Annotated in this window: 9 protein-coding genes; all 9 read right to left on the bottom strand. The window is 66.5% G+C overall.

Features of this window, described 5'->3' with window-relative positions; genetic code table 11:
* Nucleotides 1-207: 207 nt before the first annotated feature.
* On the bottom strand, nt 208-1,038 hold the full coding sequence (locus AC1RQP_RS36190; RefSeq protein WP_492942122.1) for a class I SAM-dependent methyltransferase: 831 nt from the start codon (nt 1,036-1,038) through the stop codon (nt 208-210).
* Between the two features lie 90 nt (nt 1,039-1,128).
* On the bottom strand, nt 1,129-2,229 hold the full coding sequence (murG, locus tag AC1RQP_RS36185; RefSeq protein ID WP_492942120.1) for an undecaprenyldiphospho-muramoylpentapeptide beta-N-acetylglucosaminyltransferase: 1,101 nt from the start codon (nt 2,227-2,229) through the stop codon (nt 1,129-1,131).
* Between the two features lie 177 nt (nt 2,230-2,406).
* Nucleotides 2,407-3,558 carry a putative lipid II flippase FtsW gene (gene ftsW, locus AC1RQP_RS36180; RefSeq protein ID WP_492942118.1) on the bottom strand — a complete coding sequence of 384 codons (1,152 nt, stop codon included), beginning with the start codon at nt 3,556-3,558 and terminating at the stop codon, nt 2,407-2,409.
* Nucleotides 3,559-3,792: 234 nt separating this feature from the next.
* On the bottom strand, nt 3,793-5,193 hold the full coding sequence (murD, locus tag AC1RQP_RS36175; RefSeq protein ID WP_492942116.1) for a UDP-N-acetylmuramoyl-L-alanine--D-glutamate ligase: 1,401 nt from the start codon (nt 5,191-5,193) through the stop codon (nt 3,793-3,795).
* 7 nt (nt 5,194-5,200) lie between these two features.
* On the bottom strand, nt 5,201-6,304 hold the full coding sequence (gene mraY, locus AC1RQP_RS36170; protein WP_061877567.1) for a phospho-N-acetylmuramoyl-pentapeptide-transferase: 1,104 nt from the start codon (nt 6,302-6,304) through the stop codon (nt 5,201-5,203).
* A 180-nt stretch (nt 6,305-6,484) separates the two neighbouring features.
* Nucleotides 6,485-7,867, bottom strand: coding sequence for a UDP-N-acetylmuramoyl-tripeptide--D-alanyl-D-alanine ligase (locus AC1RQP_RS36165; RefSeq protein ID WP_492942114.1), 1,383 nt, complete (start codon nt 7,865-7,867; stop codon nt 6,485-6,487).
* Nucleotides 7,864-9,336 carry a UDP-N-acetylmuramoyl-L-alanyl-D-glutamate--2,6-diaminopimelate ligase gene (locus AC1RQP_RS36160; protein ID WP_492942112.1) on the bottom strand — a complete coding sequence of 491 codons (1,473 nt, stop codon included), beginning with the start codon at nt 9,334-9,336 and terminating at the stop codon, nt 7,864-7,866. Before AC1RQP_RS36160 ends, AC1RQP_RS36165 begins: the two co-directional genes overlap by 4 nt.
* 79 nt (nt 9,337-9,415) lie before the next feature.
* On the bottom strand, nt 9,416-11,170 hold the full coding sequence (locus AC1RQP_RS36155) for a peptidoglycan D,D-transpeptidase FtsI family protein (protein WP_492942110.1): 1,755 nt from the start codon (nt 11,168-11,170) through the stop codon (nt 9,416-9,418).
* Nucleotides 11,167-11,559: a cell division protein FtsL gene (gene ftsL, locus AC1RQP_RS36150; RefSeq protein WP_239626446.1), complete on the bottom strand. Its 393-nt coding sequence runs from the start codon at nt 11,557-11,559 to the stop codon at nt 11,167-11,169. Before ftsL ends, AC1RQP_RS36155 begins: the two co-directional genes overlap by 4 nt.
* Between the last annotated feature and the right edge of the window lies 1 nt (nt 11,560).

Below are 11,560 nucleotides of genomic sequence, written 5' to 3'. Positions count from 1 at the left end.
TGTCTAGTCCGGCTGCGGCCGCGGCATTACCCCCGTCGTGGCCGGCCAGCGGCGAATCTCCTCCACTTCATGCAAGACCGGACGGATCGGGACAAGCCCGGTGCGGCCTCCAAACGAGGTAATTTCCCGCTTGGATGCCCCATTTTGGCCGGTTTCGCGGACCGCGAGGCCCGCACTCGGATCACGGGGACCATGTCGCCGCTGCGGTCAGAGGGAGCCGGTTCGCGCGGCCGCCTCATCCTGGAGATCGAGCACGCGAAGATAGTTGCGCAGGCGATTGGCCTCGAGCGCGCCAATGAGCTTGTTCTGATGATACGGCAACAGGAGGTCGGCGAGCGGCGCGCTCCAGGGCGCGTCCAGATCGAAGATCACCCCGAGCCCGAATACGGCCGGGATCTCGGCAAAGCCGAGCTCGCGGCCGCCCCTGAGCGCGTCGGCCAGAAAGTCGTCGATCGCCGTCATCACGCCGTTGCGCGCACCGCCGGAGACCTCGGCAAACGCGAACTGGCCCATGCCGCGAAAGCCACGCCCATCGACCAGGGCTGCCTGACCGGGAACCGCACCGGCGTCAAAGCTGTAGGCATGGCGATACTCGGGTGGAATTCGCTCGGGCGCATAGTAGAAATCGCGCCGACCACACGGCCAGCCGATGTCGTGCACAAAGACCAGAAGCGGCTTGCCGGCGCGACGGCTGATCGCATCGATGTGGCCGAGCTCGTTGTAGACCGTGTACCAGTTGTGATCGCCATCGACGACCCAGGCATCGGCCTCGTCAACATCGGCGAACGCCTCCAGGCTCGTTTTTGCGAGATGGCGAACGTCCGGGCTGATCTTCAGCCACTCCATGAATTCGTGCTTCGGCGCGGGATCGACGGCGGTGAGGTGTCCGCCGCGCTCACGACAATGCGCGGCAAGGAATGGCGACATGCCGCCATATTCCGAGCCGATCTCGACGATCTCGCGCGCATCCGCGAGCCTGAGTGCCTCGAGGACCAGATCGGAAAACTCCGCGAGGGAGTGAATCAGCAGGCCTGCCACCAACAAATCCTCCGCCGGGCACGATTGAACGTGCCGCGCGTGCGACCATCGGGCCGAGCGACCCATGTGCAGGCTTGAACGGCGCGGAGGCTAAATTCCGGCGGTCTTCACCACGAGGTCCGCGAGCCTCTCGGCCGCATCGAGCCGCCCTGCCCCCTTCGCGGCCGCGGCCATGGCGGCGAGGCGCGCGGGCTCGGCGGCCAGGCCGGAGATCTCGGCGGCGAGACGATCGGAGGTGAACTCGGTCTGCGGGATCCGGATCGCGCCGTCGACCTTGACCAGCACGCCGGCATTAGCGAACTGGTCCTGGTCGATCGAGCCGGGCAGCGGCACCAGGATGGAGGGCCGGCCGATCGCCGCGAGCTCGGCGACGGTACCGGCGCCGGAGCGCGACACCACGAGATGGTTGGAGGCGAGCCGCGCCGGCAGATCCGTGAAGAACGGCGCGAGCTCCGCCTTGATCTTGAGCTTGTCATAGACCGCGCGCACGCGGCTCATGTCCTCTTCGCGCACCTGCTGGGTGAGGACGAGGCGGCTCCATAACGCGGGCTCGAGCCGCTCGATCGCGCCCGGCACGATATCGGCCATGATGCGCGCGCCCTGGCTGCCGCCGACGACGAGCAGGCGCAGCGGGCCGTTCACCTCGGGCGCGACATATTTTACCGCAGCGGCTGCGAGGATCGCCGGCCGCATCGGCGTGCCGACGGTCGTCGTCTTGCCTGCCAGCGCCGGATCGCGATCGAGCACGCCGGGCAAGGACGTCGCGATGGCGCGGACGTGGCTCGACAGGAACCGGTTGGCGCGGCCGAGCACGGCGTTGGCATCGTGGATGATACCAGGCACGCCGGCGAATTTCGCGGCGACCAGCGGCGGCAGCGTCGGATAACCGCCGAAGCCGACGACGGCGACGGGCTTCAATCGCTTGATGAGGCGATACGCGGAAAGCGTGCCCGCGGCGAGCGTCAGGCCGGCATAGGCGAGCTGGAGCGGATTGCGGCCGCGCGCCGTCTCGCTTGCCACGACGTCGATCATGTCCTTGCTGAACAGCCCGCTATAGCGCAGCGCGCGCTCGTCGGTGACGAGGCGGACGCGAAAACCGCGCCGGATCAATTCGACGCCAAGCGCCTCGGCCGGAAACAGATGGCCGCCGGTGCCGCCCGCGGCGAGAAGAATCAGGGGGGAATTGTCCATGGTGAGGAAGTTTTACAGGCTCTCAGCGGTCATTGCGAGCCGCAACGACGGTGCTCGTGCCCCGGGCGCAGCGCAGCGCGTCGCTCTCGGCGACGTGGTGCGCTGCTGAACCGGGGCCCACGCTGCGGCATTCTGGGTCCCGGCTCTGCGCTTCGCTTGTCCGGGACACGAGAGCGGTTATGCGTAGCTGCGCATCGCCTCGGCGTGACCGCTGGCTTCGACCTCGGTGCGCGGGCGCAGCCGCGTCAGCGCCAGCATCATGCCGACACCATAGGCCAGCGACACGATCGACGAGCCGCCATAGGAGATGAACGGCAGCGTCATGCCCTTGGCGGGAATGAGCTGCAGGTTCACCGACATGTTGATCGCGGCCTGCACGCCGAACAGGATCGCAAGCCCCGACGCCGCGAAGCGCGAGAACATGTCCTCGTTGGCATAGGCCCGCGACAGCGTGCGGATGACGACGAAGGCGAACAGGGCCAGCATGGCGAGGCACAGGATGATGCCGAACTCTTCGGCCGCGACCGCGAACACGAAATCGGTGTGGCTGTCCGGCAGGCTGCGCTTGGCAATGCCCTCACCCGGCCCGAGGCCGAACCAGCCGCCGTTGTAGAAGGCTTCCATGGCGGTATCGACCTGGAAGGTGTCGCCGGAGGCCGGATTCATGAAACGCCTGATGCGGCCGGCGACGTGCGGGACGAACAGATAGGCGCTGAACAGGCCGGCGGCGCCGAGACCTGCGAGACCGAACACCCAGATCATCCGCATGCCCGCGATGAAGAACAGCGAGCCCCACACCATCAGGACCAGCATGGTCTGGCCGAAGTCGGGCTCCATCACCAGCAGCGTCACCAGCATCAAGAGCAGCACCAGCGCCATCGAGGTCGCCGGCATCTCCGGCCGCCTGGTCGATTCCGCGAACAGCCATGCCGCGATCACGACGAACGACGGCTTGGCGATCTCGGAGGCCTGGATGTTGACGCCGAGCAGCGTGATCCAGCGCCGCGAGCCCTTCACCTCGGGGCCGATGGCGAGCGTCATCACGATCAGGACGATACTGATCGCGAAGATGATGAGCGCGCTGCGGCGGATGGCGCGCGGCGACAGGAAGGACACTCCGAGCAGCACGATGCAGGACGGCACCAGGAACAGCACATGGCGGCTGAAGAAATGGAAGGGATCGAGCCCGATGCGCGTCGCAACCGGCGGGCTCGCCGCCAGCGACAGGATCACGCCGGTCAGCATCAACGCCAGGATGGCGCCCATCAGCGGCTTGTCGACGGTCCACCACCACTCGGAAAAGGGGGTGCGTTCTTCACGGGAGAGCATGGGCGGCCGCTTTCGGACAGAGGTCCGTCCATTGGTCGCCGAGGTTGGTTACCGGAGGGTTAAGAAATCGTGGATGTTTGGAGATGATCTCCGCTGCCGCCGCGAGACACAGTGTCATGCCCGGCTCGGCCGGGGCATCCAGTACGCCGCGGCATCTCGGTTCAATCACAACCGACTCTGGAATACTGGGTCGCCCGGTCAAGCCGGGCGACGACAGCGGAAATCCCGTGTGCCCTACACCACCGGCTTCACGCCCGGCAGCGCCTGCACCAGCTCGCGGAACTTGGTGCCTCGGATCTCGAAATTGCGGTACTGGTCGAAGGAGGCGCAGGCGGGCGACAGCAGCACGACGGCATCGGTGAGGCCGGAGGCTTCCGCATCGCGCGCGGCGTGCTCGACGGCGACGTCGAGGGTCTGGCTGATCTCGTGGGCGACTTGCGTGCCGAGCGTGCCCGAAAATTCCTGCGCGGCCTCGCCGATCAGATAGGCTTTTCGGATGCGCGGGAAGAAGGAGGTTAAGCTCGTAATCCCGCCGGCCTTGGGCTTGCCGCCGGCGATCCAGAAGATGTCGGCAAACGACGACAGCGCATGCGCGGTGGCGTCCGCATTGGTGCCCTTGGAATCGTTGACGAACAACACGTGGCCGCGGCGGCCGACCTGCTCCATGCGATGGGCTAGGCCCGGAAAGCTGCGCAGACCGTTCTGCAGCACCTCTAAGCTGATGCCCATCGCAAGCGCAGCGGCAGCGGCGCAGGCCGCGTTCTGCGCGTTGTGGAGGCCGCGCAGCGAGCCGATGCCGCCCAGCGCGGCGACCTCGCTGCGGGCCCCGCCCGAGGCGCGCACGATATTGCCGTGCTCGACATAGATGCCGCTCGCCAGCGGATTCTTGACGGAGATGCGCACCACATCCTTGCCGGCGCGGTCGAGCCGGTCGGCGACATCGCGGCAATAGCCGTCGTCGACACCGACGATCGCGGTGCCGCCCGCCTGCACGCCGGCGACGAGGCGCTCCTTCACGGCTGCGTAGTGCTCGATCGAACCATGCCGGTCGATATGGTCCTCGCTGACATTGAGCAGGATGCCGACGGATGGATCGAGCGAGGGCGTGAGGTCGATCTGGTAGGACGACATCTCGATGACGTGGACGCGGCCCATGCGCGGCGGCTCCAGCGACAGGATCGCGGTGCCGATATTGCCGCCCATCTGGGTGTCGTAGCCGGCGACTTTCGTCAGATGCGCGATCAGCGCCGTCGTGGTCGACTTGCCGTTGGTGCCGGTGATGGCGACGAACGGCGCATCCGGCGCATGCCTTCGCCGCTCGCGGCAGAACAGCTCGATATCGCCGATCACCTCGACACCAGCCTCGCGCGCCTTCAGCACGCTCCAGTGCGGCACGGGATGGGTGAGCGGCACGCCGGGCGCGAGCACCAGTGCGGCGAAATTCGCCCACGAGACGTTGCGCAGATCGGCGGTGATGAAGCCCGCCTGCGCGGCCTTGGCGATGTTCTCGGCATTGTCGTCGGCGGCGATCACCTCGGCGCCGCCGGCCTTCAGCGCGTGGCAGGAGGCAAGCCCCGAGCCGCCGAGGCCGAATACCGCGACCGTCTTGCCGGCGAAGGATGTGACCGGGATCATCGATCGATCACCGCAGCTTCAGCGTCGACAGCCCGGCGAGCGCCAGCATCACCGAGATGATCCAGAAGCGGATCACGATCTGCGGCTCGGTCCAGCCGAGCTGCTCGAAATGGTGGTGGATCGGCGCCATCCGGAAGATGCGTTTTCCGGTCAGCTTGAACGACACCACCTGCACGATGACGGAGACCGCCTCCAGCACGAACAGGCCGCCGATCACGGCGAGCACGATCTCGTGCTTCACCGCGACCGCGATCGCGCCCAGCATGCCGCCGAGCGCGAGCGAGCCGGTGTCGCCCATGAAGATCGAGGCCGGCGGCGCATTGAACCAGAGGAAGCCGAGACCGGCGCCCAGCAATGCGCCGCAGAGCACCGCGAGCTCGCCGGTGCCGGCGACATATTTGATCTGGAGATATTCGGCGAACACGGCGTTGCCGGCGAGGTAAGCGATCATCGCAAAGCTGGCGGTCGCGATCATCACCGGCACGATGGCAAGGCCATCGAGACCATCGGTGAGATTCACCGCGTTGCCGGAGCCGACGATGACGAAGGCTCCGAAGATGACGAAGAACCAGCCGAAATGCAGCACGGTGTCCTTGAGGAACGGGATCGTCAGCGCGGTCGAGGCGGGATCGCGGTTCAGCCGCACCAGCGCGTAGCAGGCAACCAGCGCGATGACCGCCTCGATCAGCAGGCGAAGCTTGCTGCCGAACCCGGTCGTGGTCTGCTTGGTCACCTTGAGGTAATCGTCATAGAAGCCGACGAAGCCGAAGCCGAGCGTCACCGCGAGCACGATCCAGACATAGGGGTTGAGCGGATTGGCCCACAGCACCGTGCCGACGGTGAGGCCGGACAGGATCATCAGCCCGCCCATGGTGGGCGTGCCCTTCTTGGCGAGATGCGATTGCGGGCCGTCGGAGCGGATCGGCTGGCCCTTGCCCTGGCGGATGCGCAGATGGTCGATGATCCAGGGCCCGAACAGGAACACGAACAGCGCGCCGGTCACGACCGCCCCGCCGGTGCGGAAAGTGATGTAACGGAAGACGTTCAGGAAGGTGCGAATGGCACCGAAGCCCGGAAATGTGTTGGAGAGCTCGATCAGCCAGTAAAACATTCAGACGGTCCTATGGCGCCTTTGCACACGCAGCCTTGGCCTTGTTCGTGGCCGTTATCCTGGCCTCGACGTGCCTCACGGGCATTCGCTGGTCTTCGTCATGGGTCGCGCGACCTCTGGGAAAACGGACGGCTTCGCGCCACAAAGGGTGGGATTCGGGAACAGCGCCTTCCAAGCAGTTTACGCCTTCGCCTGCAAGGCGGTCATCAGGCCCGGCACAAACTTGTTGACCCAGAACATCTTTTTGCTGCCCTTGACAACCACGACATCCCCTGCCTTCAGCAGGCTCGCAACCTCGCCCGGCTTCAGAGTGGCCGGATCATCGTGCCAGCCGAGGCCCTTGCCTGATGGCAGCACGTCGTAGAGGTGGCGCATCAGAGGACCGACGCAGTAGACGCCGTCGATGCCTTCGAGATATTTGGCGAGGCCGGTGTGATAGTTGGGTGCGTCCTCGCCCAGTTCGAGCATGTCGCCGAGAACCGCGATGCGGCGGCCGTCGCTCACGTGGCGCGCCTGGAGGCTCTGCAGCGCAGCCGCCACGCTGGCCGGATTGCCGTTGAAGCTGTCGTCGATCACGGTGATATCGCCGACCGCCTGCTCGACGCCGCGGCCGGTCATGATGCCGACGCGGTCGAGCTTGATCGCCAGCGTCGCGACGTCGAGATGCGCAGCATGAACGGTGGCGAGCGCGGCCAGCGCATTATGGACCCGGTGCGGCGCGCCAGGGGTGAGGCTGAAGGCGATCTCCTTCTTGCCGATCGCGGCCACGACCTGCCAGCTCTCGCCGTGAGGCGCGTGTGCGACCTCGTGCACCTCGGCATGCTCGCCGCCGAAGCGCAAGACCTTGCCCTTCCACTCGGGCGCCTTGATCCCGGCGGGCAGCACCAGCACACCATTCTCGGGCAGGCCGAGCGCGATCGACACCTTCTCGCGCCGGATGGCTTCCAGCGAGCCGAGCTTTTCCAGATGCACAGGCTGCACGTTGACGACGAGCGCGACCGTCGGGCGCGTCAATTCGCTGAGCCGCGCGATCTCGCCTTGCTGGTTCATGCCCATCTCGACGACCCAGAGGCTGGCGTCTCGCCTGGCATTGCACAGCGTCAGCGGCACGCCCCAGAAATTGTTGAAGCTCGACGGGCTCGCATAGGCGTTCGGATAGGCGGCCAGAAATTCCTTGGTGCTGGTCTTGCCGGCGCTTCCGGTGAGCCCGATCACCGGCCCGTGGAAACGCGCGCGCGCGGCGCGTGCGAGGGCCCAGAGGCCGTCGATCAGCGTGTCCTTGACGACGATCTGCGGAATGCGGATGCCGGCGATCTCGTGCGGCACGATCATCGCCACCGCGCCCGAAGCTTCCGCCTTGTCCGCGAACTCCCAGCCGTCGCGCGCGCTGGAGAAGGCCGAGACGAAGCCGCCGCTCGGGGTGCCGCTGAGCGCGACGAACAGGCTGCCCGGCTTCACCAGCCGGCTGTCCTGCGTGATGAAGTCGATTCCCGTGTCCGGGAACGATCCGGTGACACCCAGCGCACGCGCGACCTCGGCAACCGTCCATATTGGCGCGCTCATGCAACCCTCGACGCTAGTGCGGCGGCAACCGCCTCGTGATCACTGAAGGGCAGAACTTCTCCGCCGACGATCTGCCCGGTCTCATGGCCCTTGCCGGCGATGAGCAGTGCATCGCCGTCTTCCAGTTCCTCGATCGCGGCGCGGATCGCGGCGGCGCGGTCGCCGATCTCGCGGGCGCCCTTCGCGGTGGCGAGGATCGCGGCGCGGATGGCTTCCGGCTTCTCGCTGCGCGGATTGTCGTCGGTGATGATGACGCCGTCGGCGTTCTCGGCCGCGATCTCGCCCATGATCGGACGCTTGCCGGCATCGCGGTCGCCGCCGGCGCCGAACACGACGACCAGCCTGCGCTTCGCATAAGGCCGCAGCGCCTGCAGCGCCTTCGCCAGCGCATCGGGCTTGTGCGCGTAGTCGACGAAGATCGGCGCGCCGTTGCGCTCGCCGACGCGCTCGAGCCGGCCCTTGGCGCCTTCGAGATGTTCGAGAGTTGCGAACACATCTGCCGCATCGCTGCCGGTACCGATCGCAAGGCCCGCCGACACCAGCGCGTTCTCGATCTGGAATTCGCCGACCAGCGGCAGCCGGGTGGCAAAGCGCTTGCCGCGATGTTCGAGCGTGAGCTTTTGCGCGAAACCTTCGACCACCGCCTCCGTCAGGCGGATGCCCTCGCCTGCCCCGTCGCCGTTGCGGCCGACCGCCATGACGCGCAGCCCACGCGCCTTGGCGGCGTCGATCGCTTCAGCCGAGCAATCATGATCGGCCGAGATCACCGCGGCGCCACCCGGCGGCACCAGTTCGCGGAACAGGCGGAGCTTCGTGGCGAGATAATGCGCAACGCTTGGATGGTAATCCATGTGGTCGCGCGAGAGGTTGGTGAAGCCGCCGGCGGAGACGCGCACGCCGTCGAGGCGATACTGGTCGAGCCCGTGCGAGGAGGCCTCGAAGGCGAGATGCGTGACGCCCTCGCGCGCGATCGCGTCGATCTGCCGGTGCAGCGCGATCGGATCGGGCGTCGTCAGCGAGCCATAGACGGTGCGTTTGGGCGAGACCAGACCGATGGTGCCGATGCTGGCGGAGGCATGCCCCAGCCGCTCCCAGATCTGACGTGTGAAGGCCGCAACAGAGGTTTTGCCGCTGGTTCCGGTCACGGCGGCGATCGTGGCGGGCTGCGCGGGAAAGAACCTTGCCGCGACCAGCGCCAGTGTGCGGCGCGGATTGGCCACAGTGACAAACGGCACCTTGGTCGCCGCAGGCGCATGGTCGCCAACGACTGCGATCGCGCCCGCGGCAATTGCAGCATCGATGAAGCGCGCGCCGTCGGTCTTGCTGCCCGCGATTGCGAAGAAGAGATCGCCCGGCCTGACCATGCGGCTGTCGAGCGCGACGCCGCTCACGTCGAGCGCCGCAACAGCGGGCTCGATCGCGGCATCATTGCCCAGAACATCCTGGCCTAGGAGGTCGCGCAGCTTCATGGTCTTCCAGTCGACATGCCGGAAAGCCGAATCCCCGGGAAAATCCCGACTCAGCACCGGCGATGGCCCACCCGGTTGATTACTGGGTTGTCCTGGATGCTGCAAGAATAAGGCGGTCGGACGGCGGCAGGTCGAACCGCGGCTCGACGCCCAGGAGCGGCGCGATCCGCTCGATCACCTTGCCGCCGGTCGGCACCGCGTTCCAGCCCGAGGTGATGAAACCATGCGTCTCGGGCAGCGCCTGCGGCTCGTCCAGCATGATCAGGACGTGATATTTGGGATCGTCGCAGGGCAGGATGGCGGTGAAGGAGTTGAGCACGCGCTTCTTGGCGTAGCGCCCGTTGATGACCTTCTCGGACGTGCCGGTCTTGCCGCCGACGTAATAGCCCTTGACGTCGGCGGTCTTGGCGGTACCGATCTCGGCATTGAGCCGCATCAGATACCGCATCTTGTCGCTGGTATCCTGCTTGATGACGCGCTTGGCCATTGCCGCGGCCTCGGCTTCGCTACGCTTCAAGAACGTCGGCGGAATGAGATAGCCGCCGTTCACCAGTGCATTGATGCCCATCACGGCCTGCAGCGGTGCCACCGACAGTCCCTGGCCGAACGCGGCGGTGACCGTGTTCAGCTCGCTCCAGCGCCGCGGGATCAGCGGCGCCGCGCTCTCCGGCAATTCGGTGCGCAGCCGCGTCGTCTGGCCCAGCTTGGCGAGGAACGCCTTGTGCGCCTCCACGCCCTGGTTGAGCGCAATCCGCGCCGCGCCGATGTTGGAGGAGTAGGTGAACACTTCCTTGGTGTTGATGAAGCGCCCGAGCGGATGGCTGTCGTGGATGGTGAACTTGCCGTAGTGCAGGTTGCCACGTGCGTCCCACATCGAGTTCAGATTGATCTTGCCGGAATCGAGCCCCATCGCCAACGTGAACGCCTTGAAGGTCGAGCCCATCTCGTAAACGCCGGTGGTCAGGCGATTGATGCGATCAGGGTCGTGCGCTTCCTTCGGATTGTTGGGATCGAAATCCGGCAGCGAGACCATCGCCACGATCTCGCCGGTCTTGACGTTGGAGATGATGCCGGAAGCGGCCTTGGCGCGGAACTTGTCCTTGGCCTTGAGGAGTTCGTCGCGCAGCGCGTGCTCGACGCGCAGATCGACCGAGAGCTCGATCGGCTTCTGCAGCCGGTCGGTTGCAAAGCCGGCGCGGTGGAGATCGGCGAGCCCCTGGTTGTCGAGCCACTTCTCCAGGCCGGCGATGCCCTGGTTGTCGATGTTGACGAGACCGATGATGTGGGCGACCTCGTTGCCCGTCGGGTAGACGCGCTTGTTCTCGCGCAGGAAGCCGATGCCGGGAAGGCCGAGCTTGTGGATGGCCTGCTGCTGCGCCGGCGTGACCTCGCGCTTGAGCCAGGCGAAGCCCTTGCGCGATTTCAGGCGCTCGCGCACCTCGGCCTCGTCGAGGTCGGGAATGGTCGCCGTCAGGAGCTCGATCGCCTCATCCTTGTCGATGATGCGGCGCGGCTCGCTGAACAGGCTCGCGGCCTTGACGTCGGTCGCGAGGATCGCGCCGTTGCGGTCGACGATGTCGGGCCGCGCGGTCGCAACCACTTCCTGCGCCGCGGCGCGGCGCGCCCCGTGGGCGTCCGCGCCGATCGCGAACATCACGAGCCGCCCGCCGATCAAAACATAGACCGAAGCGAAGGCGAGTATCGCAAGGCCCACGCGCGCTCGCGCCTTCACGGCGCGATCGACATTGCGCCCGTAGAGCAGGCTGCGGATCAGCCGCTGCCGCCACGGTTCAGCCGGCTTCTCGGTCGGTTTTGCAGGCGTTGCCGCGCTCATTGCTTGTCCTCGGGCTGAGGTACGGAGCCCGTCACGGTATCGGGATCGCTCGCGGCTTCGATGACGTTTAGCATGGCCCCGATCGGATCGGGATCGCCCGGCCTGAACATCCGTGGCGGGCGCTCCGGCAGATTCTTCAGCGAGTCATATTGCGTGCCATTGACCGGCTTGAGGTGCAGATGCCGGTCGGACAGGCCTTGCAGCCGCAGCGGGGCATCGAGCTTGGCCCACTCGGCCCGCAGCGCCGCGATCGCGTCGCGCTCCTCGCGGATCTCTGCACGCAGCCGCAGCACTTTCTCGGTGCGCGCCGTGGAGTCCATCTTGATCCGGTAGACATGGGCCGCCGCGAAGATCAGCGCGCCGATGACGAGGAGGTGGATGATGCGCATG

The organism is Bradyrhizobium sp. GW821-FHT13H06 (assembly GCF_058803975.1).
The sequence above is the reverse complement of the archived record's forward strand: the minus strand, read 5'-3'. Positions and strand labels throughout refer to the sequence as shown.